This is a genomic window from Mesorhizobium australicum (assembly GCF_900177325.1).
GTDB lineage: Bacteria > Pseudomonadota > Alphaproteobacteria > Rhizobiales > Rhizobiaceae > Mesorhizobium_A > Mesorhizobium_A australicum_A.
Window position 1 is genome coordinate 3,835,069 of sequence record NZ_FXBL01000004.1, and the last position, 22,762, is coordinate 3,857,830.

The following is a 22,762-nucleotide window of genomic DNA, read 5'->3' on the forward strand; positions in this document are numbered from 1 at the left end:
TGCCCTACATCTCGGTGAACAGGAAGGATTGCACCATGGGACTTCTGGTCGACGGCATCTGGCAGGACAAGTGGTACGACACCGGCAAGTCGGGCCGGTTCGAGCGCGTGCAGTCGCAGTTCCGCGATTTCGTGACCGTCGACGGCAAGCCCGCGCCGGGCCGCACCCGCGGCTTCAAGGCCGAGCCCGGCCGCTATCATCTCTACGTCTCGCTCGCCTGCCCCTGGGCGCACCGCACGCTGATCTTCCGCAAGCTGAAGAAGCTCGAGGACGCGATCTCGGTCTCGGTGGTGCATCACTTCATGGGCGAAAACGGCTGGACCTTTCTCGCCGAGGACGGCGCGACAGGCGACACGCTCTACGGCCTCGACTACCTGCACCAGATCTACACCAAGGCGGACCCGACCTATTCCGGCCGCGTGACCGTGCCCGTGCTCTGGGACAAGCAGGAACAGACGATCGTCTCCAACGAATCGTCCGAGATCATCCGCATGCTCAATTCCGCCTTCGACGAATGGGGCGACGCGTCGCTCGATTTCTATCCGCAGGCGCTGCGCGGCGAGATCGACGCGATCAACGCGTGGGTCTACCCATCGATCAACAACGGCGTCTATCGCTGCGGCTTCGCGACGAAACAGGACGCCTATGAGGAGGCATTCGCCGAGCTGTTCGCAGCACTCGACCGCGCCGAGGACATCCTTTCAAGGCAGCGCTATCTCGCCGGCGACCGGATGACCGAGGCCGACTGGCGGCTGTTTACGACGCTGGTGCGCTTCGACCCGGTCTATGTCGGCCACTTCAAGTGCAATCTGCGCCGGATTGCCGACTATCCGAACCTGTCGAACTATCTGCGCGACCTCTACCAGGTGCCGGGTGTGGCCGAGACGGTGAACCTGCACCACATCAAGCACCACTATTACGGCAGCCACAAAACCATCAATCCGACCGGCATCGTGCCGGTGGGACCGGAGATCGATTTTTCGGCGCCGCATGATCGGGATCGGTTCGGAAAGGTGTAAACGGCTCGCAGGCGCAAGGCCCCATCATCCGGCCGCTTCGCGGCCACCTTCTCCCCGAGGGGGAGAAGGGGTCGCAGACGTTCGCGATACCCCTCTCCCCTCGGGGAGAGGTCCGCCGAGCGAAGTGGGTGCGTAGCACGGGTGAGGGGGCTGCGGTATTGATTACCAGTACGGCGATGGAGCCACGCCACCGATTGCCTCGTCGATCCGCCGCCGCGTGCCGCCGGTCGTCATCTCCGGCAGCGCATCCACCGGGAAAAACCCCGCCGCCTTGATCTCGCGGTCGGGTGACTTGGGGGCGGTCTGGCGGAAGTCCGTCACCAGGTAGACGCCGACATGGTCGCGCCGGCTGGCATGACGGTTGTGGTGGAGGCTGACCAGCGCCGGCGGGCCGGTGAGCTCGATATTGCCCTCCTCGAAAAGCTCCCGCTCCAGCGCCTGCAGCATCGTCTCGCCGGTCTCGACGCCGCCTCCCGGCAGCTGCCAGCCGGGCACGTAGGTGTGCTCGATCAGGAAGACGGCGTTCGCCGCGCGGTCGTAGACGATGCCGCGTGCGCCGAGCGTCATCGGCCGGCGGAACAGAAAATAGAGGTGGAACAGACGGCCGCGCAGGCCGGGCCAGCCGGTCTGGCGGAACGGATCGGACGGCGCGCTCATTGTGCGTCCCGGAAGCGGTGGCACGGCCATGCGCCATCCGCTACAGAGGTTCTATGTTCCGGCTCGCGCATATCTCGGATGTCCATCTCGGGCCCCTGCCCCCTGTAACCTATCGCCAGCTCGCCTCAAAGCGGATCACCGGCTACATCAACTGGCAGCGCACGCGCAGCAGGAGTTTCCACGACGGCGCGCTGGGCGCGATCGTCGCCGACATGAAGGAAGCTGCCCCCGACCACACCGCCGTCACCGGCGACCTGATGAACCTGGCGCTCGCCGAGGAGATCGCGGTGTCGCGCAAATGGCTGGAGATGCTGGGCGCGCCGGCAGACGTCTCGGTCGTGCCCGGCAACCACGACGCCTATGTGCCCGGCGCGCTGCGCAAGGCCTGTGAGGCGTGGCGGCCGTGGACGGAGGGCGAGCACGGCTGGGCGAAGACGAATGTCAACGGCTTCCCTTATGTCCGCGTCCGCGGCCGGGTGGCGATCATCGGCGTCTCCTCGGCGCGCGCCACTGCCCCTTTCCTCGCCACCGGAAGCTTCACCGACGAGCAGGGCCGGCGCCTCGGGCGCATCCTGCATCGCGCCGGCGAGGAGGGCCTGTGCCGCGTCGTCCTGATCCACCATCCGCCGGTGCGCGGCGCGGACCCCGCCCACAAGCGGCTCTACGGCATCGGCACCTTCCAGAAGGTCGTGCGCCGCCACGGCGCGGAGGTCGTGCTGCACGGCCACACGCATCTGCCGACGCTCAACTGGATTCCCGGCAAGGGCAAAAGCCAGGTCCCCGTGGTCGGCGTGGCCGCGGCAGGCGAGAGCCTCGGCCACGAGAAGCCGCTGGCGCAGTATAACCTGATCGAGATGGAGGCCGACGAGGGCGCCGAATGGCGCATCCGCCTCACCCGCCGCGGTCTCGTGGGCCCGACGGGCCGCGTCGAGCAATTGTCGCAGCAAGAGCTGATCGAACCGGCGAAGCGCGCCGAGGCTACGGCATGACGGCAGGCGGCAGCTTGTCCCACAGCCAGGCGAGCACGGCGGTCACCCCGGCCGCGGCGCCGATGACGATGAAGGTGAGCGCCCACAGGAACCACGCCCATCTGTCGCCGGTCGAGGACGGCGCCGCCTGCGTCTCGACCGCCAGGGCGGCGGGGTGAACATCGCCATTCATCATGCGTTCGCGTTCGATCATCCGCTCGGCGATGTAGCGCGTCACCTTGTCGGCCACGTCCTTCATCTCGGCGGTTTCGGCGAGCACGACACGGCCGAGGCGGGTGTCGCGCACGAAGCGGTAGACCCGGCGATCGCGGCCCATCGCGACATGCGCGGTAGCGTCGATCCACAAGCGCGGCTGCAGGCCGGACGAGATGGTGAAGTCGAACTGCTCGCTGTCCTTCGGCGTCTCTTCGAACACGGTGCTGAGTTCCTGCGCCAGAAGCTCCAGCCGCATCCGGCTCGCCTCGCGCAGCTCGACCACGACATCGTCGCGATCGGCGAGCGCGTTCTTCATCTCGCGGATCTGCTCGGCCAAGCGGCCCAGCGACTCGGGATGCTTCGGACTCTGGCCGGACTCACTCATCGGCGAACGCTCCACACAGGCGTGTTAACCGATCATTAACACAAAACGGTGCGCCAGAGCTACGTCGCCCGTCGCATGGTGGTTCGTATGGCGTGGATGACGCTCTTGCGCGCTTCCTCGGGCAGCATATGGCCGATGCCGGGCAGGACGACGAGCTGGAAGCTCTCCGGCAAGCCCTCGGACTGCGAGAACGGCAGCACCGGATCGTCCGTGCCCCACACGACGGTGACGGGCATGGCGAGCGTCGCCAGGCTGTCGCGCGGGATCTCGCCCTGCTTGCCGTCCTTCGCGATCTTGCCGACGATCTCCACCAGCTTCGCCTCCTGGCCGGGCAGCGAGCGGGTCGCGGCGAGTGCAGCGATGTTCTTGGTCGGCATGTCGAAGCCGGGCGCGCCGAGCGCATTGACCGCGGCGCGCAAGCCATCGGTGGAGCCGGGTGAGGCGAGGTTCTTCAGCCGGTCTTCGCTGATATCCGGGCCGAAGCCGCCGGGCGCCAGAAGGGTCAGCGAGGCGACGCGGTCGGGCGCGCGCAGCGCCATCAGCGTGGCAACGGCGCCGCCCATCGAGAAGCCGGCGACATGCACGCGCGCAATCCCGCGCTGGTCGAGGTCGGCGAGGATCGCCTTCGCCATGCCCGAGGCCGACCCCGCCGCCGGATGGTCCAGCGAGCGGGCATGACCGGGAAGGTCGTAGGCGAGCACGCGGGCGTCGCGCGCCAGGTCCGGCTGGATGTCGTACCAGTCCATCCAGTGGCCGCCGAAGCCGTGCAGGAGAACGAGCGTCTCGCGCCCGTTCCCCTTCTCGCGCGCGTGCAGCGTGTCGCTCAAGCCTTGGCTTTCCTGCCTTCGAGGATGCGGTTGGCCGCGGAGACCACCGCTTCGAGCGAGGCGGCGACAATGTTGGTGTTGATGCCCGCCCCAAACAGCCTGCCGCCCGGATGCTCCATCTCGACATAGGAGATGGCGGCTGCGTTCGAGCCGCGCTGCATCGAGTGCTCCGAATAGTCGAGCACCGACATGTCGACGCCGACATGGCGCGACAGCGCGTCGACGAAGCCGTCGATCGGGCCGGTGCCCGTGCCGGTGATCGTCACCTCCTTGCCGCGGTCGAGGATCGTCGCCTCGACCTTGCGGCGCTGGCGGTTCTCCGGGTCCGAGATCGTCTGGTGGTCGACGAACTTCAGACGACCCTTCGGCTGGTCGACATAGCGCTCGAGGAACTGCTCGTAGATGCGCTTCGCCGGCACTTCCTTGCCCTCGGCATCGGTGATCGACTGGATGTGCTGCGAGAACTCGACCTGGAGGTTGCGCGGCAGGTTCAACCCGTAATCGGCCTGCAGCACGTACGCGATGCCGCCCTTGCCGGACTGCGAGTTGATGCGGATGATCGCCTCATAGGTGCGGCCGACGTCCTTGGGGTCGATCGGCAGGTAAGGAACCTCCCATAACTCCTTGTTCGCCTTCTTGATCGCCTTCATGCCCTTGTTGATGGCGTCCTGGTGCGAGCCGGAAAAGGCGGTGTAGACCAGCTCGCCGACATAGGGGTGGCGCTCAGGGATCTTGAGCTGGTTCGAATATTCGTAGACGTCCTTCATCCGGTTGATGTCGGTGCAGTCCAGCTCGGGGTCGATCCCTTGGGTGTACATGTTCAGCGCGAGCGTCACGATGTCGACATTGCCGGTGCGCTCGCCATTGCCGAACAGCGTGCCCTCGACCCGGTCGGCGCCCGCCATCAGTGCCAGCTCGGTGGCCGCCACACCCGTGCCGCGGTCGTTGTGCGGGTGCAGCGAGACCATGATCGAGTCGCGCCTGTCGAGGTTGCGGCACATCCATTCGATCATGTCGGCATAGATGTTGGGCGTCGACATCTCGACGGTCGCCGGCAGGTTGAGGATCAGCTTGTTGTCCGGCGTCGGATTGACGATCTCGGTGACGGCGTTGCAGATCTCCAGCGCCACATCGAGCTCGGTGCCCGTAAAACTCTCCGGCGAATATTCGAAGCGGAAGCCGCCGCCCGCCTTCGCCGCCATGTCGGTGATCATCTTCGCCGCATCGGTCGCGATCTGCTTGATGCCGCGCACGTCCTTCTCGAACACGACGCGCCGCTGCAACTCGCTGGTCGAGTTGTAGAAATGCACGATCGGATGGCGTGCGCCCTGCAGCGATTCGAAAGTGCGCGTGATGAGTTCGGGGCGGCACTGCACCAGCACCTGCAGCGAGACGTCGTCCGGAACGCCTGCTTCCTCGATTGCCCAGCGGGCAAAGTCGAAATCGGTCTGCGAGGCCGACGGAAAGCCGATCTCGATTTCCTTGAAGCCCATGTCCAGCAGGAGCTTGAACATGCGAGCCTTGCGGTCATGGCCCATCGGGTCGATCAGCGCCTGGTTGCCGTCGCGCAGGTCGACCGAGCACCAGATCGGCGCAGTCTCGATGCGCTTCGACGGCCAGGTGCGGTCGGGAATGTCTATGAAGGGATAGGGCTGGTATTTGCGCGGGGCGTCCGGCATGCCGCGCTTCTGGGATATCGGGCTGTGCTTGTTCATCTGTCGTTCTCCGGAGCCGCCGGCGCGCTGAGGCGTGTACGGACGGCGTCCTAGCATGCATTGATCGAGATTGGGACTGGCGAGGAGCGCAAGCCTGGGCGGCTATCGACCGCCGGGCGCCCCTCTTCAGCGAGCCCGGCGATCGCCGATAAGGCCGAGAAGAAGCAGGGTCGAGGAGAACGCGCGCGCCGTCTCGCCCGCGAAGGCGGCGAAACGGGAGACGGTGATGGTCTGGCGCGACGACATGGCGCGCTCAATATCCGAAGCCGCGCGCCGGCGCAAGCCGTCAGGCCGGCTTTGCGGCATTTGCCTGTTCGATGAGCCGCGCGCTGCGGCCAACGAGCTGGCTGGAATAGATCACCGCCGCGCAGCCGATCGGGAAGATCACTTCGTTGATGATGCTCGACGCGATCTGCACGGCGCCGGGCGACAAGCCCTTCGAGACCGCCACCTGATAGGTGAAGAAGGCGATGGCGCCGCCGAACACCACGCCCACCAGCCCGCCCGAGCCGAAATAGCGCGTGGCGCGGACCTCGCTTTTCTGGACGAGACGCGCCAGCAGCCAGCCGAGCACGCCGTATTCGACCGCGCGCAGCACCGAGATGGCGCTGAGCGACAGGACCGGCTCCTGCTCGGCCGCGGAGACCAGCCCCGCCATCACCTTCTGGCTGGACTTGGCGAACGCCACCGCGAGCGGCGCGACCAGAAGCGACACCAGGCCCGCAACCAGCGGCTTTGCCTTCGACACGGCCGTGACGATGCCGACCCCGACGCAGATCAGCAGCGACCAGGAGACGCCATGCGTGAGATCGGCGATGATCGTCGAGGTCGCCGGCGTGATCCCGCCCGCGAGCTTCGAGAGGAGGATCAGGCCCTGGATGGCGAAGCCGAGCAGGATCGAGAGCAATGCGATCAGCGCGATGCGCCTGACCAGCGCGCCGGCCTGCTCCCCATCGGCGGGCTCGCCGTCCGCCACCTCGATCCGACCGTCCGTCATCTCATACGGGCTCCTGCACATGCCGTTACGTAATGGCCGAGCGAGACGATGCTTGCAAGCCCTTGGCGTTCCTAGTCGGGCTCGCGGACCCGCTCCGCGAGCCAGCGCACGACCGGCGGGCCGGCGAGCAGGACGATCAGGAAGCGCATCATCTGCATTGCCATGACGAAGGCGATGTCCACCGAACTGGACGCAGCAGCGATGATGGCGACGGTGTCCATGCCGCCTGGGCTGGTTGCCAGATAGGCGGTCAGCGGGTCGATGCCGAGGGAGTGGACGAGCACCCACGCGACCGCGCCGCAGAAGCCGATGAGCAGGAGGACGGCCAGCATGACCTGCGGCAGCGAGCGGCCGGCATGCGCGAGCACCTTGCGGTCGAAACGCAGCCCGATCGACCAGCCGACCAGCACGTAGCTTATGGCGAGCAGCCAGTGCGGCAGTTGCAGCGGCAGGCCGAAGCCGGCGTGGACGACGATGCCGAGCAGCATCGGCCCGAGGAAGATCGCCGCCGGCAGGCGCACCAGCCGGCCGCCGACAACACCGGCCAGCGCGACGGCGAGCGTCGTCATGAACGGTCCCCACTGCAGCGGCGGGAACCATGCGACCGGCGACCGCTCGATCCCCGACGTGTCGACGAACAGCCTTGCGATCAGCGCGGCGGCGATCGAGACCATGATGACGCGGACATATTGCATGAAGGCCACCAGCCGCGCGTCGGCGCCGAAGGCGTCGGCCATCAGCACCATCGCAGAGGCCGCACCCGGCGCGGAGCCCCAGATCGCGGTCGTTCCGGGAAGGATGCCGAACCGGGCGATCAGGCCGCCGAGCCCGCCGCTGGCCACCAGCGTGGCGAGCGTCGCGCCAAGCAGGATCGGCCAGTCGTCCAGAAGGGCGGCGAACAGGGCGGGCTCAAGCGAGGCCGCGATGAGGCAGCCGATGATCGCCTGCGCGCCCAGCAGGGCGACCGGCGGCAGGCTGAGCCGCGCGCCGAGGACGCCGACCACGATGCCCGCGATCATCGGCCCGATGAGGAGCCCGGCCGGCAGGTCCGCCCACTCGAACAGCGCGGAGAAGGCGACGGAAAGAACGACGAGCAGGGCCCACCAGCCCAGCTTCGCAAGACGAGATGTCGGATCGGCCTGCTGTTGTCCCATATACCCTTTCTAGAACCTGCGGCCCGCCGGGCGAACAGGCAATCTCGCCGGGCAGCCATGCGCGACGTCAGGCGAAGGGCACCGCAGCGGTGCCGAGCGGCAGCTTCGCTTCGTCGTCGGGCTCAACGTGGATGGTGACGCGAACGCTCGGGATCTCCGCCTTCAGCGCCTCCTCGATCCGGTCGCAGATCGCATGCGAATCGCCCACCCGCATGTCGGCGTCGACGATGAGGTGGAACTCGATGAAGGTGGCGCGGCCGGCGATGCGCGTCTTCAGGTCATGCACCTCGAGCGCGCCCTTGGAATTGGCCGAGATGATCTCGCGGATGCGGATGTTCTGGTCGAGCGGCACCGCCTCGTCCATCAGGCCGCTGAGCGAAGACGTGATGACCTTCCAGCCCTGGAACAGGATGTTCAGCGCCACGATCAGCGCCAAGAGCGGATCGAGGAACACCCAGCCGGTGGCGATCGCGCCAAGCAGGCCAGCGAGCACGCCGACCGAGGTGACGACGTCGGTCATCACATGCCTGCCATCGGCAACCAGCGCCGGCGACCGCTCCTGCCGGCCGGCGCGGATCAAAAGCCACGCCCAGAACGCATTTACCGCCGCCGCGGCGGCGTTGATGCCGAGGCCGAGGCCCGGCTCGTCGAGGGTAACGGGCGCCTGCCAGGCGCGGAACACTTCGGCGAGGATCAACAGCGAGGCGACGACGATCAGCACGCCTTCCAGCACGGCGGAGAAATACTCCGCCTTGTGGTGGCCGAACTGATGGTCCTGGTCGGCCGGCTTGTGGCTGACATTGATCGCCCAGAACGCGGCCCCGGCCGCGATGACGTTGACGATCGATTCCAGCGCGTCCGAATAGAGCGCGACCGAGCCGGTCAGCCACCAAGCGACGAATTTGAGAGCCATCACCGCGAAGGCGACGATGATGGACCAGAAGGCGAGCCGGGCGACCCTGCGCTTGGGTGTCATTCGCCGGCAGGCGCTCTACGGCGCCCCCCTCTGTCCTGCCGGACATCTCCCCCACGAGGGGGGAGATCGGCTGTCATTTCCATCCGCGCCAATTCTGCAACGTTCAATTCTGGCGAAAAGCCGCGTGCCGGCCAATCTCCCCCCTCATGGGGGAGATGTCCGGCAGGACAGAGGGGGGCGCGAAGGAACGCCACCTTTGCCAACTCCAAGCTCACGCCGCCTTCACCTTCGCCCGCCGCGGCAGGTGCGCCACGACGTTCTCGATCATGCGCATGCCGGCGTTCTGGCCGAGCGTCATGATCGATTCCGGGTGGAACTGCACCGCCGCGATCGGCTCGTTGCGATGCTCGAAGGCCATGATGACGCCGTCTTCGGTCTCGGCCGTCACCAGGAACTCGTCCGGCAGCCGAACGGGATCGGCGAAGATCGAGTGGTAGCGGCCGACGGTGACTTCCTTGGGAAGGCCCGAGAAGACGATGCCCTGCTTGTTGATACGGATGCGCGACGGCTTGCCGTGCATCGGCACGTGCAGTTGGCGCAGCTCGCCGCCATAGGCCTCCGCCAGCGCCTGCAGGCCGAGGCACACGCCGAAGATCGGCAGCCCCCTCGCCCGCGAGCGCTTGATCGTCGACTTGCAGTCGAAGTCGGCCGGCGTGCCGGGCCCCGGCGACAGGACGACGAGATCGGGGCTGAAGCGGTCGAACACTTCGTCCGGCACTGGCGTGCGCACGGTGGTGACGTTGGCGCCGGTCTGGCGGAAGTAGTTGGCGAGCGTGTGGACGAAGCTATCCTCGTGGTCGACGAGCAGGATGTTGACCCCCTCGCCCACCCGCGCCGGCATGCGCTGCGTGACGGCGGCGTTGCCGGCCTTGGCCTCGCGGATCGCCGCCAGCATGGCCGACGCCTTGAGTTCGGTCTCCGCCTCCTCCTCGGCCGGGTCGGAATCGTAGAGCAGCGTGGCGCCGGCGCGCACCTCGGCGATGCCGTCCTGGATGCGGATGGTGCGCAGGGTCAGGCCCGTGTTCAGGTCGCCGTTGAAATGCACCATGCCGATCGCGCCGCCGTACCAGGCGCGCTGGCTCTTCTCGTTCTGCTCAATGAACCGCATCGCCCAGAGCTTCGGCGCGCCGGTGACCGTCACCGCCCAGGCGTGGCTGAGGAACGCGTCGAACGCGTCCATGCCTTCGCGCAGCCGGCCCTCGATATGGTCGACCGTGTGGATCAGCCGCGAATACATCTCGATCTGGCGCCGGCCGATGACCTTGACCGAGCCCGGCTCGCAGACGCGCGACTTGTCGTTGCGGTCGACGTCCGAGCACATCGTCAGCTCGGACTCATCCTTCTTTGAATTCAACAGTTTGAGGATTTGTTCTGAATCAGAAATTGCATCGTCGCCGCGGCGGATCGTGCCGGAGATCGGGCAGGTCTCGACACGGCGGCCGTTGACGCGCACGAACATTTCGGGCGAGGCGCCGATCAGATACTCGTTGTCGCCGAGATTGATGAAGAAGGAATAGGGCGACGGGTTGATGGTTTTCAGCCTGCGGCAGATCTCCGACGGCGTCGTCTCGCAGCGCTCGTAGAACATCTGACCGGGCACGACCTCGAACAGGTCGCCGCGCTTGAAGGAGAGCTTCGCCTTGTCCACCAGCCTGGCGAATTCGCCGGGCTCGTGGTCGCCGCGCGGGGGGATGCGGTCGGAGGTCTTGAACGGCCGCTCCTCGCCGCCGCGCGCGAGGCCATCGGTTGAGTGGCCCTCGGCGGCAAAGTCGTAATGATCGTGCCAGGCCCGCGCGGTGTAGTGGTCGACGACGAGAATCTCGTCCGGCAGGAACAGCACCAGGTCGCGCTGGCCGCGCGAGCGATCCAGCGTCAGCGTCACGGGGTCGAACTGGAAGGCGAGATCGTAGCCGAACGCGCCGTAAAGGCCGAGATTGGCGTCGTCATTGGTCTTGTAGAGCGCCACGATGGCACGCAGCACGGTGAAGACCGAAGGGACGCGGCTGCGCTCTTCCTCCGAGAACACCCGGCCGGGCTCGGCGATCTTCAACGCAATCAGCGCCGCCGTCGCCTCCTCTACCGCCACATCGGCAAGGGCGCCGACCGCCTTGCGGATCGCCGGCAGCATCGCCTCGCCGCGCCTGTTGAGCGCCTCGATGCGCATGTTGCGGCCGATCGCGGTGATCGCCACCGGCGGGTCGATGATCGCCGTGTCCCAGCGCGTGTAGCGGCCGGGATATTCGTAGTTGGAGGAGAAGACCGCGCCGCGCCGCGAGCTCAGCGCATCGATATAGGTGTCGATCGCGCCCTCATAGGGCGTCGGGCTGCGTCGTCGCGTGACCTCAACGCCGCCCTCCGTTGTGAAGCGCTCCGCGCCGTCGACCAAATGTTCCGTGCTCATCCTGCTCTCCGTTCCCCTTAGAGGCGGCCCGGGCGGAAAATGAAAATGGCCGCCCGGATATTCCGTTGCGGCCACCTGTGATTAGTACACGCGTGACGGGGCCGCTAGAGAGCGGGCCACCACCAGTTCGCGTTGATCGACTTCGAGATCATGGTGGAACGCATAGCCGCGAACGGGGCTATGCGCAACTGGAGAATTGCGGCGACTAGGCCAGCGCCGCGCGCGTCCGCAGCACCACGAACAGGAATGTCAGCATCGACAGAAGTGCTGCGAAGGAGCCGATGATGGCAAGGATCTCGGTCTGGCCCTGGATCGCCAGGATGATCCCGGGAAACATGAACCAAACCGCCAGCGTCGACAGCGCGAAGTGGACCTTCGCCAGCGGGCTCTGCGCCGCCGCCGGCACCACGTGATAGTAGACGCCGAACAGGGCCATCGTCGCCCAGCCGACGAGATTGAGGTGGCCATGCGCCGGCGCGAGCGTGTGGTCGTGCGACGCCGACATCCAGATGCCGAACAGCATGCCGAGCGTCACGTAGACGACAGCGGACGCAAAGAACCACAAAGCTACCCCTCTCATATCCCTCTCCGAATCACGTGTGAGACATCCCCCAACGTCAAGTCTAGGACGAACGCCTTGGTCCCGCCATCGGCTCATGGCTTCCGACAGTCTCCGCCGCGCCGCGGACGCGAGCGATGTCCGAGGGCTGGTCCAGCGCCCGCTCGGCCCGCTCCAGCGCCTCGCGCGAATGTCGCAGCGCGTCATCCCGAAACCGCCCGTCACCGCATCTGGCGAGCGCCGCGAAGGCCTTCTGCAGCCTGATCTGCACCTCGGCCTGGCCGGCGCCGTCGCGCGCAATGGGGTGGAACACGTCGTCGAACATCTCGGCGGGTTCGAGCGAAGGGACAAAGACGTCGGGAAACCGCGGTTCCTCGGGTTCGGCGTCGCGTTCGGGCTTCGCCGTCCAGACGGAGAGGATCCGTACAGTGCGGCCGATCACGTCGATCGCGGTGCCCGGGTCATTGATGCCCGGCGACAGCGCCCGAGAGGCGATCTCGGCCAGAACCGACAGGCCAAAGCGCGGGTCCTGATCGAAGGTGCGCTCCTCGCCGACCGTGTATCCTTCCCGGAAGGCGGCCTCGTTGTCCTTCGACAGCGGCACGCCGACCCAGACCAGGGGTCGGCCCGGATCGACGAAGGTTCCTGGCGTCGCACCAACCCAGACCTTCGTCTTTCGCGCCTCGCCGGCCTCGGCCAGCGCGGCGATGTCGAGATGCTGGACATAGCCGACTCGGTCGGCGAAGACCGGCGTCGCGTCGGGCGGCACCGGCTCGCCCAGTGTCAGCGGCGCACCGCCCAGATAGTGGTTGCGATGACGGTCCTTCAGCGCGCGCTCCGCCGCTTCCTCCACCTTCGCCGTCGTTTCCCCCACCCGTCCGAAGCCGAGCAGATAGTCGATCCAGCGCAGCAGCGTGACCACGATCAGCAGGACGACCCCCACCGTCACGACGAACAGGACCACCCGACCGCGCTCGCCATAGGATCCGGTCGACAGGGTGATGAGCGCAACCAGGCTGTAGAGGAACGATCCCACAAACGTGCCGAGCACGTTCTGCGCCGTCGTGTCCTGGATAAGGAGCCGCGTCGCACGCGGCGTCACGTTGGAGGTGGCGGCGGAATAGGCCGACACCATCGTCGACAGCGAGAAGGTCGTCACCGCCAGCATCGACGACGCGATGATGGTCAGGATGCTCTCGACCGAGTCCGCCCCGATCTTGGCGGAGATGCCGGCGGGCAGGTATGGCGCCACGACGATCGAGACCAGCGCCGCCGCGACCGACAGCAGCGAGATGATCGACGCCCGGAACCAGAGCCGGCGAGTGAGCAGGGCAAGCAGCCAGCGCCAGCGCGGTGTCATGATGCCGTCCTTCCTGCGCGCCGGGCGCTCATGCCTGCTGCCGCCTGCGCCAGGCCCGCAACGCGGCGACTACCAGCCAGCTGAGGCTCGCCCAGGCGATGCCGAACGCCCAGCCTGCCGCGACGTCGCTCGGCCAGTGCACGCCCAGATAGATGCGGCTGATGCCGATCGAGACGGTAAGGAGCAGGGCGACGACGAGGACATAAACCCGGATCGCGGTCGAATCGACCAGCCGCACGATCAGCGAGGCGAGCGTGAGATAGACCACCGCGCTCATGGCTGCGTGGCCGCTCGGGAAGCTCGCCGTGTGCACGGTCACCAGCTGCTCGACCACGTCCGGGCGCGGCCGGTCGTAAAACAGCTTCAGCAAATGGCTGACCGCCGTGCCGGACACCACCGCGAGCACGGTGAACAGTGCCGGCCCGAACATGCGGGCGACGATGAGATAGCCGACCACGAGCGCGACGATGATGGTCAAAAGAGGATAGCCGCCGAGCGCGGTGAGCTCCGCCATGAACTCGCGGAACCAGGGCGGCCCGAGCGGCGTCGCAAGGTCGTCCGGCCGGCGGAAGGCCGTGAGCAGCGCCCGGTCGAACGCATCGAACTCCGCCTCCGATACCTCGTCGGCGATCTGCACGAAGGCGTAGGCGCCGACGCCGGCGATCGCGGTAAGGACGAAGGGCGCGGACGTGACGGGCAGGTCGCGAAGGCCGCGGACGAGGTTGGTGATACGGTTCTTCATGTCTGCCTTGGTGTGGGCGGAATGCATCTGACATACGCGCCAACGGCAACGCTGGGCAATGCGGCCACGCGTCATCCATCCGGGCAAAAAGGCGGCGGCGAAGAAAATCTGCTGTAAACTGTCGAATGCGGGAAGCTCCGCGCGACATTCGTCCGGCACGCAAACGTGGCCGGAAAGGAACATCACCATGCAATACATGCTTCTCATTCACGTCGACGAAACGAAGATGCCCAAGGTCCCGACCAATGAGACCTACCAGATGGCGGCTGCCTACAATGCCTATACCGAGGCGCTGAAGAAGGCGGGCGTCCTTCTGGCGGGCGAACGGCTGAAGCCCTCCGGGACCGCGGCCGCCGTGCGGGTTCGCGACGAGAGGACCGAGGTCCTTGACGGGCCCTTCGCCGACACGAAGGAACAGCTCGGCGGCTACTACCTGATCGAGGCGCCGGACATGGATTCGGCCGTGCAGTGGGCCGCCCGCTGCCCCGGCTCCTCCACCGGTACGGTCGAGGTGCGCGAGGTTTGGCCAGCCATGGCCCCGGCCAATTGAACGCCGACGGCCCGGCTTCGGCGGCGCGGGCGGCGGCCGAACGCGCCGCCCGCGACAGCTACGGTCGGCTGGTCGCCTACCTCGCGGCACATACGCGCGACATCGCCGGCGCGGAGGACGCGCTGGCGGATGCCTTCGCCAGTGCGCTCGCCCAGTGGCCGACGAGCGGCGTGCCGCAGAAGCCCGAGGCCTGGCTGCTTGCCGTCGCCCGCCGCCGGCAGGTCGACGCGAGCCGCAAACGGCGCACGGCCGATGCCGCGAGGGAGCATGTCGCCATGATCGAGGACGAGCGCAGGGGCATCGCGGCAGACGAAGGCTTTCCCGACGAACGGCTGAAGCTGATGTTCGCCTGCGCGGCCCCGGAGATCGAGCCAGCGATGCGCGCGCCGCTGATCCTGCAGACCCTGCTCGGCTTCGACGCGGCCACCATCGGCGCAGCCTTCCTGGTTTCTCCAGCCACGATGGGGCAGCGCCTTGTCCGCGCCAAATCGCGCATCCGGCAGAAGGCCGTGCCGTTGCGCATACCGGACCGGTCGGAAATGCCCGCACGACTCGACGCGGTGCTGGCCGCGATCTACGCCGCCTTCGCGGAGGGATGGAGCGATGCGGCAGGCGCGGATGCGCGCCGCACCAATCTCGCCGGCGAGGCGATCTGGCTCGGGCGCGTGCTCTCGGCGCTGTTGCCCTCCGAGCCGGAAGTGCTGGGCCTTCTGGCTCTGATGCTGTTCGCGGAAGGCCGCAGCGCCGCCAGGTGCACGGCCGCCGGCGCCTATGTTCCGCTCGCCGAGCAGGACGTCGCCGCCTGGAACGACGAACTGATCGACGAGGCCGAGGCGCTGCTGCTGCGCGCCAGCCGTTTCGGCGCCTTCGGCCGCTATCAGATCGAGGCGGCGGTGCAGTCGGCGCATTGCGCCCGCAGGCGGACGCGGCTTGTCGACTGGCCGGCGATCCGGCTTCTCTACGAGGCGCTGGCGGGGATCTGCCCCTCCCCGGTCGTGGCCGTCAACCTCGCCGTCGCCATTGCCGAGACCGACGGGCCCGGCGCCGGCCTGAGGCATCTGGACGCCGTCTCGGACGATGCGCGGCTGACGGACTACCAGCCCTATTGGGCCGCGCGCGCCGACCTCCTCGCCCGCTGCGGAGACGTGCCCGAGGCCAGGCTCGCCTATGAACGCGCCACCGGCCTGCAGAGCGACCCGGCTGCGAGGGCGTTCCTGATTGCCCGTCGCGAGCGGCTCGGCGCCAGCCTCAACTGAGGCCGGCGCCGGAAGGATGTATCAGGCGCCTCAGCGCAGCGGCTCGCCGGGTTGGAACGCCTTGCGGATCATCTCCGCCATGCCGAGGATGGCCGCGCTCGAACGGCGCGGATTGCGCTTGAGGATGACCCGCGAGGCGTCGATCGGGGGAAAGCCGTCCGCGGCCGTCAGTTCGCGGCAGTCGGACGGGATGGCGCTGCGCGACAGCGAGGCGATCGCGAGCCCGGCGGATGCCACGCTGACGAGGCCGGCCAGCGTGTCGCTGGTATAGGCGACGCGGTAGCGGATGCCGTAACGCTGCAGAGAGGCGATGGCGAAGCGCGAACACCAGTTCGATTCGTCGTTGAACAAGGCAACCGGAACGGGGTCCCTGTCTTCCAGCCTAAACCCGACCGACACCGCCCAGACCGTCGTGTCCACGCACAATACGTCATGTTCCAGCTGCCGGTCGGGCACGTAGGCGACCACCAGATCGAGCTGGTCCTGGTCGAGCGCGGCAAGCTGCTTGACCGACGTGGCCGAACGGACCGTGACCTCGACGGCCGGATGCCGCTCGGCGAAGGCGGCGAGCGCGCGCGGCAGGATCGTCTGGCCCCATTCCTCCGGCAGGCCGATGCGCACCGGGCCGTCCAGCGGCGTGGTGCGGATCGCGACAGCCGTCTCGTCGAGCAGGCCAACGACGCGACGCGCATAAGGCAGCAACTGGTCGCCGCGCGGGGTCAGCGCGACGCCGCGCGGCCCGCGCGCGAACAGCGCCTCGCCGATGCCTTCCTCCAGCCGCCTGACCTGCATGCTGACCGCCGACTGGGTGCGCCCGACGCGTTCGGCGGCGCGGGTGACGTTGCCGGTCTCGGCAACCGCGAGGAAGGTGCGCAGAAGGTCGCTTTCGAGCGGAACGGTCATCGGTCGCCATCAGAAAAAACGATTTCTGGCATTGTCACTATTCGTTTGTCGAATGTCAAACGGAGCGGGACCATGTGCATGCCTCAAAGGACACGCCCATGGCCGAGACCTGCCCTCCCCGCGAAAAGACCCTGCTGATGCGCCTCGTCGCCGCCTGGCGCCGCCTGCATATCAAAGCCGTCCGGCGCCGCACCGTCGAGCGCCTCGTCGCCCAGGGCGATGTGCGCCTGCTGGAGGACACCGGCATGGACCGCGCGGAGGCGCAGGCGCTCATCGAGCAGCGGCGGCTGCATCGCGTGGCGGAACTGACCGGCCTGCGCGGACGCGGGCTCTGATACCGAGCCTTAGAACAGCCCCTCGATATATCCCATGTCGTTGAGGTAGATCTTCTCGGACGACGGGTTCCTGGGCAGGCCGGGCATGGTCATGATCTCGCCGCAGATCGCCACGACGAAGCCGGCGCCGGCCGACAGGCGGACTTCGCGCACCGGCACGACATGGCCGGTCGGTGCGCCGCGCAGGTTGGGGTCGGTCGAGAAGGAGTACTGCGTCTTGGCGATGCAGATCGGCAGGTGGCCGTAGCCCTGGTCCTCCCACTGCTTCAGCTGGTCGCGCACGCCCTTGTCTGCGATCGCCTCGAGGCCGCGGTAGATGCGCTTCACGATCGTGTCGATCTTGTCGAACAGCTTCATCTCGTCCGGATAGAGCGGCGCGAACTGCGCCTGGCCGCTCTCGGCGAGCTGCACCACCTTGTGGGCCAGTTCCTCGATGCCGGCCGAGCCCTGCGCCCAGTGCTTGCACAGGATCGCCTCCGCGCCCTGCTCGGCGACATAGTCCTTCATCGCCGCGATCTCGGCGTCGGTGTCGGAGACGAAATGGTTCATGGCGACGACCACCGGCACGCCGAACTGCTTCACGTTCTCGATGTGGCGGCCGAGATTGGCGCAGCCCTTCTTCACCGCCTCGACATTCTCCCTGCCGAGGTCTTCCTTCTTCACCCCGCCGTTCATCTTCATCGCCCGCACGGTCGCGACGATGACGGCCGCCGCCGGCTTGAGCCCCGCCTTGCGGCACTTGATGTCGAAGAATTTCTCCGCGCCGAGGTCGGCGCCGAAACCGGCCTCGGTGACGACATAGTCGGCCAGCTTCAGCGCCGTCGTGGTCGCCACCACCGAGTTGCAGCCATGCGCGATATTGGCGAATGGGCCGCCGTGCACGAAGGCCGGGTTGTTCTCCAGCGTCTGGACCAAGTTCGGCTGCATGGCGTCCTTGAGCAGCACGGTCATCGCGCCGTCGGCCTTGAGATCGCGGGCGTAGACCGGGCTCTTGTCGCGGCGGTAGGCGACGATGATGTTGCCGATGCGCTTCTGCAGGTCCTTCAGGTCGGTCGCCAGACAGAGGATGGCCATGACTTCCGAGGCCACCGTGATGTCGAAGCCCGCCTCGCGCGGATAGCCGTTGGCGACGCCGCCGAGCGAGCAGATGATCTCGCGCAACGCCCGGTCGTTCATGTCCATGACGCGCCGCCAGGCCACGCGGCGGGTGTCGATGCCGAGCTCGTTGCCCCAGTAGATGTGGTTGTCGATCAGCGCCGACAAAAGGTTGTGCGCGGTGGTGATGGCGTGGAAGTCGCCGGTGAAGTGGAGGTTCATGTCCTCCATCGGGACGACCTGCGCGTAACCGCCACCGGCCGCCCCGCCCTTGACGCCGAAGTTCGGCCCGAGCGAGGCCTCGCGGATGCAGGTGATCGCCTTCTTGCCGATGCGGTTCAGCCCGTCGCCGAGCCCCACCGTCGTCGTCGTCTTGCCCTCGCCCGCCGGCGTCGGGTTGATCGCGGTGACGAGGATCAGCTTGCCGTCCTTGCCGCCTTTTTTCGAGGCGATGAACTCGGCCGAGATCTTCGCCTTGTCGTGGCCATAGGGCAGCAGGTGCTCCTCGGGAATGCCGAGCTTGGCGCCGATCTTCATGATCGGCTGCTTCTTCGCGGCGCGCGCGATCTCGATGTCGCTCTTGTACTCGGCCATGGCGGTCTCCCCCATCTCGCGATAACGGCTCCTCCCGTCGCGTGCGGCGCATCAAGCCCGAGCGAGGATGTTTCCGCCGTCCCAAAACAGCCGCCGAATACGCGAAAAACGACAGGTTTGGGAAGCGCCGCGCACCCCTGTCAGCACGCGGCAGGAGAGTTGGGCGGCAGGGCCTGATCTTTCTCGGCCCGGCGCGTTATCCTGTCTGCAGATGTAGGAGGATAAGATGAGCTATGTCGACGGTTTCGTTCTCGCAGTCCCGAAGGACAAGGTGGAAGACTACCGCAAGATGGCCGAACTCGGACGCGAGGTGTGGATGGATCATGGAGCGCTGGGCTACATGGAGGCGATTGCGGACGATGTGCCCTATGGCGAGCTGACCTCGTTTCCGCGGGCAGTCATGGCAAAGGAGGATGAGATCACCTTCTTCTCCTACATCGTCTACCGCGACCGCGCCCACCGCGACGATGTGCAGGCGAAGGTCATGGCCGACCCGCGCATGAACTTCGATCCGGCCGATTCTCCCTTCGACATGAAGCGGATGATCTTCGGCGGCTTCTCCGGCATGGTCGAGGGCTGATGGCGAAGCGGCCGGTCCATCCCATGCCCGCAGATGTCGCAGCCGCACTCGGCGACGGCGGCGTGGAAGCCGACTACGCGGCGCGGCCGCATTACCAGCGCAACGACTATGTCGGCTGGATCGGCCGGGCCAAGGGCGATGAGACGCGCCGCAAGCGCATCGGCCAGATGGTCGACGAGCTGAGGCGCGGCGGCGTCTACATGGGCATGGACCACGCGCCTAGAGTCTGTACTCAATAAGGCTTGAGTTGCTGAGCGAAGCTTGATTCAAGGTTATCGAAAGGAGCCTTGAAATGGCGCGCTATGATCTGAGCGAGGCGGAGTGGCGGATTGTGGGGCCGCTGCTTCCGGCGGTAGGCAAAGGGGCTCGCCGTGCAGACGACCGTCGGGTCGTGAATGGCATTTTCTACGTGCTGAGGACAGGTTCGCCCTGGCGAGACCTGCCGGAAAGATACGGCCCATACACGACGGTCTACAACCGCTTCAATCGATGGGCGAAGAAGGGCGTCTGGCTGAGGATGTTTGAAGCCTTGGCCGAGCGATCTCCGCAGTCGCTTCAGTTGATCGACAGCTCGATCGTCCGCGCGCACCAGCATGCCGCGGGCGGAAAAAAGGGGGGCCGGATCACGCCATTGGCCGTTCTCGTGGCGGACTGAGCACCAAGATCCACGCGGTGGTCGATCAGGACGGCCTGCCGGTGCGCTTGCTGATCACGCCCGGCCAAGCTTCAGACAAGACCGCTTTCCCGGACCTCTTGGCAGGTCTTCCGGCCGCTACCGTCGTGGTCGCCGACCGCGGCTACGACAGCCGAGCGATCGTCGAGATGGTCGTCACACGCGGCGGAACGGCGCATATCCCGACACAAAGTCAGGTGAAGCTGAAACGATCGGTCGATCCCCAACTCTACCGGCAGCGGAACCTGATCGAGCGCTACTTCTGCAGTCTCAAACAATTCCGTCGCATCGCAACCCGCTTCGACAAGCTGGCACGCAACTTCCTCGCCGCCGTCGCACTCGCATCAGCGCGGCTGTGGATACGCGCTATTGAGTCCACGCCCTAGTCGGAAAGACTAAGGCTGCGACGCGGTCCCAACCGCCGGGATTCCTTCCAATGGCCGCGAATCACGGGTAACAAGGAACGGAAGGAACCGGCGGCGGGTGTGCACGTTGTGGCGGTGCCCTGAAAAGTCCGCGAGTTCATCCTATCTTGGCCTTGATGATCAACGACCGCCATACCCTCCCCCGGACCCTCGCCGCGGCGTTGCGCAACCAGCTGCCCCATTTCGTCAAGATCGGCGAAGACGATCCCTGCACCACCATCGCCTCCTACAACGTCCACAAATGCGTCGGCACGGACGGCCGTTTCGACCCTTCACGCACCGCGGCGGTGGTGGCGGAGCTCGACGCCGACATCGTGGCCCTCCAGGAGGCCGACGAGCGGCTCGGCGAGCGTGTCGGCCTGCTCGACCTCGAGGCGCTGGCGAAATCCACCGACCTTGTGCCGCTTCACATGCCGCAGGGCTCGCGCAGCCACGGCTGGCACGGCAACCTGCTGCTCGCCCGCGCCGGCGTCGTGCAGGAGGTCAAGACGATCCACCTTCCCGGGCTGGAGCCGCGCGGTGCACTGATCGTCGACCTCGAGATCAAGGGCGTCCACCTGCGCGTCATCGCGGCGCATTTCGGCCTCTTCCGCCACTCGCGCAAGCGTCAGGCCAACGCCGTGCTGGAAGCCGCGCAGGGCGTCATCCGCCCGACCGTCATCCTGGGCGACCTGAACGAATGGCGGGTCAACACGCGTTCCTCGCTTCTGTCGCTGCTGCCGCATTTCGGGCCGCTCAACGCCGTGCTGCCGAGTTTCCCCTCGCGTTTTCCGCTGCTCGCGCTCGACCGCATCCTTGCCCGGCCGCAGGCGATGATCTCGTCGATCGAGGTCCACCGCTCGCCCTTGGCGCGTGTCGCCTCCGACCACCTGCCCATCAAGGCGCGGCTCAAGCTCGCCGGCGCCGCGACGGAGGGCGTTCGCGATGCGGCGTGATGCCCGTCTCACGGCCGGAGGGTCCTGAGGGCGCGGCGATGGACACCGCCATCACCAGAACCGATAACGACCGGGCCGCAGCCGGCAGGAGCGGCCTGCTGTTGGTCTCGGAAAACGACGACGCGCTGGCCGTGCGCATCCTGGCCGCCCGCGGCGCCACCGCCACGCTCGACCTGATGTACTACATCCTGCGCGACGACCGGTCGGGCGGGCTGCTGCTCAAGGAGATCGTCGCGGCTGCCGACCGCGGCGTGCAGGTGCGGCTGCTGATCGACGACATCAACCCGCAGTCGAGCGACGAGACCTATCTGGCGCTCAACAGCCACGCCAATATCGAGCTGCGCCTGTTCAACCCGGTCGGCCTGCGCAACGGCTCGGTGTTGCGTTGGCTGGAACTGGTGTCGCGCGCGTTTGCCCTGACGCGGCGCATGCACGCCAAGGCCTTCATCGCCGACCGGCGCATCGCGATCGTCGGCGGTCGCAACATCGGCGACGAGTATTTCGAGCGCACCGATTCCGCTTTCCGCGACCTCGACATGGTGATGCTGGGAAGCGCCGTTGACGACACTGTGGCGATCTTCGAGCGCTACTGGACCTGCCCCGCCTCGCGGCCGTTGCATCTGGTGCATCCGACCGTGCGCCGCCGCTCGGCAAGCAGGCTGCGCGTGGCCGAACTCGATGCCGGCAAGGTGATCGGCGACACCCGTTCGATCGACGACTTCGTCGCCGCCCATGGCGGCATGCGCTGGTCGTACGGCGCGCGCGTGCTCGCCGACCCGCCGGAAAAGGTGCACGGCCGCCGCCTCCGCTCCTGGCTGATGCGCAAGCTGATGGTCGAGATCCGCTCTGCAGAGCGCAGGCTGGAGATCGTCTCGCCCTATTTCATCCCCGGGCGCAGGGGGGCCGCGATCCTGGAGAAGATGGTCGGCAAGGGCGTGAGCGTCACCGTGCTCACCAATTCGCTGGCGGCCACCGATGTCGCCGCCGTGCACGGCGCCTATGCCAATTATCGCAAACGCTTACTGAGGGCGGGCGTCGCGCTCTACGAGTTCCAGCCCGCAGGCCGGCAGAGGAAGTTGTCGATCTTCGGCTCGAAGGGCGCCAGCCTGCACACCAAGGCGTTCGCGGTGGACGAGCGCCTGGGCTTCATCGGCTCGTTCAACTTCGACCCGCGCTCGGTGTCGCTCAATGCGGAGATGGGCGTGCTGTTCGAGGACCCGGAGCTGGTCGCGGCCCTTCTCGACCATTTCAAGGCCGAGCGCGCCCCCGACGTCAGCTACCGTCTCACGCTGGACGGCAGCCGCATCCGCTGGAATCGCTCGGAAGGCGAGGGCAAGTTGCGCTATGGTGAGCCGAAGGCGAGCATAGGCCGGCGGCTCATCGCCTTCGTGGTGCGCTGGCTGCCGATCGAATCGCAGCTGTAGTGGCGTAGACGCCAGC

General features: G+C 66.9%; 22 protein-coding genes and 1 pseudogene. 10 read left to right on the forward strand and 13 right to left on the reverse strand.

Going from position 1 to position 22,762, the window contains the following annotated elements:
- The first annotated feature begins 35 nt into the window (after positions 1–35).
- Positions 36–1,019 carry a glutathione S-transferase family protein gene (locus tag B9Z03_RS21425; protein WP_085466071.1) on the forward strand — a complete coding sequence of 328 codons (984 nt, stop codon included), beginning with the start codon at positions 36–38 and terminating at the stop codon, positions 1,017–1,019.
- Positions 1,020–1,181: 162 nt separating this feature from the next.
- Here the strand turns inward: B9Z03_RS21425 and B9Z03_RS21430 are convergent, their stop codons facing one another.
- A complete protein-coding gene (locus tag B9Z03_RS21430) occupies positions 1,182–1,676 on the reverse strand; it encodes an NUDIX domain-containing protein (protein WP_085467799.1) in 495 nt (164 codons plus the stop codon).
- Positions 1,677–1,729: 53 nt separating this feature from the next.
- On the opposite strand from B9Z03_RS21430, the gene B9Z03_RS21435 reads away from it, so the two are divergent.
- Positions 1,730–2,665: a metallophosphoesterase family protein gene (locus B9Z03_RS21435; RefSeq protein ID WP_085466072.1), complete on the forward strand. Its 936-nt coding sequence runs from the start codon at positions 1,730–1,732 to the stop codon at positions 2,663–2,665.
- Here B9Z03_RS21435 and B9Z03_RS21440 read toward each other — a convergent pair.
- The 10 genes from B9Z03_RS21440 to B9Z03_RS21495 form a co-directional block, all read right to left on the reverse strand.
- On the reverse strand, positions 2,655–3,245 hold the full coding sequence (locus tag B9Z03_RS21440; RefSeq protein WP_085466073.1) for a hypothetical protein: 591 nt from the start codon (positions 3,243–3,245) through the stop codon (positions 2,655–2,657). The genes B9Z03_RS21435 and B9Z03_RS21440 overlap by 11 nt on opposite strands.
- A gap of 59 nt (positions 3,246–3,304) precedes the next feature.
- Entirely contained in the window at positions 3,305–4,072 is a 768-nt protein-coding gene (locus B9Z03_RS21445) for an alpha/beta fold hydrolase (RefSeq protein WP_085466074.1), read from the reverse strand.
- Positions 4,069–5,751, reverse strand: coding sequence for a 2-isopropylmalate synthase (gene leuA, locus B9Z03_RS21450; RefSeq protein WP_085467800.1), 1,683 nt, complete (start codon positions 5,749–5,751; stop codon positions 4,069–4,071). Before leuA ends, B9Z03_RS21445 begins: the two co-directional genes overlap by 4 nt.
- Before the next feature lie 322 nt (positions 5,752–6,073).
- On the reverse strand, positions 6,074–6,784 hold the full coding sequence (locus B9Z03_RS21460; RefSeq protein WP_085466076.1) for a hypothetical protein: 711 nt from the start codon (positions 6,782–6,784) through the stop codon (positions 6,074–6,076).
- A 71-nt stretch (positions 6,785–6,855) separates the two neighbouring features.
- Positions 6,856–7,938 carry an AbrB family transcriptional regulator gene (locus B9Z03_RS21465; protein ID WP_085466077.1) on the reverse strand — a complete coding sequence of 361 codons (1,083 nt, stop codon included), beginning with the start codon at positions 7,936–7,938 and terminating at the stop codon, positions 6,856–6,858.
- A 67-nt stretch (positions 7,939–8,005) separates the two neighbouring features.
- Entirely contained in the window at positions 8,006–8,914 is a 909-nt protein-coding gene (locus B9Z03_RS21470) for a cation diffusion facilitator family transporter (RefSeq protein WP_085466078.1), read from the reverse strand.
- A gap of 211 nt (positions 8,915–9,125) precedes the next feature.
- Positions 9,126–11,315, reverse strand: coding sequence for an anthranilate synthase (locus tag B9Z03_RS21480; protein ID WP_085466079.1), 2,190 nt, complete (start codon positions 11,313–11,315; stop codon positions 9,126–9,128).
- A 205-nt stretch (positions 11,316–11,520) separates the two neighbouring features.
- Positions 11,521–11,895, reverse strand: coding sequence for a hypothetical protein (locus B9Z03_RS21485; protein WP_085466080.1), 375 nt, complete (start codon positions 11,893–11,895; stop codon positions 11,521–11,523).
- 43 nt (positions 11,896–11,938) lie between these two features.
- Positions 11,939–13,234: a DUF2254 domain-containing protein gene (locus tag B9Z03_RS21490; RefSeq protein WP_085466081.1), complete on the reverse strand. Its 1,296-nt coding sequence runs from the start codon at positions 13,232–13,234 to the stop codon at positions 11,939–11,941.
- Positions 13,235–13,262: 28 nt separating this feature from the next.
- Complete coding sequence (locus B9Z03_RS21495; RefSeq protein WP_085467801.1) at positions 13,263–13,976, reverse strand: phosphatase PAP2 family protein; 714 nt, start codon at positions 13,974–13,976, stop codon at positions 13,263–13,265.
- Between the two features lie 187 nt (positions 13,977–14,163).
- On the opposite strand from B9Z03_RS21495, the gene B9Z03_RS21500 reads away from it, so the two are divergent.
- Positions 14,164–14,526 carry a YciI family protein gene (locus B9Z03_RS21500; protein ID WP_085466082.1) on the forward strand — a complete coding sequence of 121 codons (363 nt, stop codon included), beginning with the start codon at positions 14,164–14,166 and terminating at the stop codon, positions 14,524–14,526.
- Positions 14,499–15,782, forward strand: coding sequence for an RNA polymerase sigma factor (locus tag B9Z03_RS21505; protein ID WP_244561807.1), 1,284 nt, complete (start codon positions 14,499–14,501; stop codon positions 15,780–15,782). The genes B9Z03_RS21500 and B9Z03_RS21505 overlap by 28 nt, the downstream gene beginning before the upstream one ends.
- 30 nt (positions 15,783–15,812) lie before the next feature.
- Here B9Z03_RS21505 and B9Z03_RS21510 read toward each other — a convergent pair whose 3' ends face one another.
- Positions 15,813–16,685, reverse strand: a complete 873-nt coding sequence (locus B9Z03_RS21510; RefSeq protein ID WP_085466084.1) for a LysR substrate-binding domain-containing protein — start codon at positions 16,683–16,685, stop codon at positions 15,813–15,815.
- Between the two features lie 98 nt (positions 16,686–16,783).
- Here B9Z03_RS21510 and B9Z03_RS21515 point away from each other — a divergent pair, with 98 nt between their 5' ends.
- Positions 16,784–17,020: a hypothetical protein gene (locus B9Z03_RS21515; protein ID WP_085466085.1), complete on the forward strand. Its 237-nt coding sequence runs from the start codon at positions 16,784–16,786 to the stop codon at positions 17,018–17,020.
- 9 nt (positions 17,021–17,029) lie between these two features.
- Here B9Z03_RS21515 and B9Z03_RS21520 read toward each other — a convergent pair whose 3' ends face one another.
- Positions 17,030–18,709, reverse strand: a complete 1,680-nt coding sequence (locus B9Z03_RS21520) for a formate--tetrahydrofolate ligase (protein ID WP_085467802.1) — start codon at positions 18,707–18,709, stop codon at positions 17,030–17,032.
- A gap of 226 nt (positions 18,710–18,935) precedes the next feature.
- Between B9Z03_RS21520 and B9Z03_RS21525 the strand changes: the two genes are divergently transcribed.
- From B9Z03_RS21525 to B9Z03_RS21545, 5 genes and pseudogenes are all read left to right on the forward strand, one after another.
- Complete coding sequence (locus B9Z03_RS21525; RefSeq protein WP_085466086.1) at positions 18,936–19,289, forward strand: DUF1428 domain-containing protein; 354 nt, start codon at positions 18,936–18,938, stop codon at positions 19,287–19,289.
- The gene (locus B9Z03_RS21530) at positions 19,289–19,528 is read left to right on the forward strand and encodes a YdeI/OmpD-associated family protein (protein ID WP_085466087.1); all 240 of its coding nucleotides are present in this window, start codon (positions 19,289–19,291) and stop codon (positions 19,526–19,528) included. The genes B9Z03_RS21525 and B9Z03_RS21530 overlap by 1 nt, the downstream gene beginning before the upstream one ends.
- Before the next feature lie 53 nt (positions 19,529–19,581).
- Positions 19,582–20,348, forward strand: a pseudogene (locus B9Z03_RS21535) (IS5 family transposase).
- 155 nt (positions 20,349–20,503) lie between these two features.
- The gene (locus B9Z03_RS21540; protein WP_085466088.1) at positions 20,504–21,322 is read left to right on the forward strand and encodes an endonuclease/exonuclease/phosphatase family protein; all 819 of its coding nucleotides are present in this window, start codon (positions 20,504–20,506) and stop codon (positions 21,320–21,322) included.
- A 38-nt stretch (positions 21,323–21,360) separates the two neighbouring features.
- A complete protein-coding gene (locus B9Z03_RS21545) occupies positions 21,361–22,746 on the forward strand; it encodes a phospholipase D family protein (protein WP_085466089.1) in 1,386 nt (461 codons plus the stop codon).
- Positions 22,747–22,762: the final 16 nt, after the last annotated feature.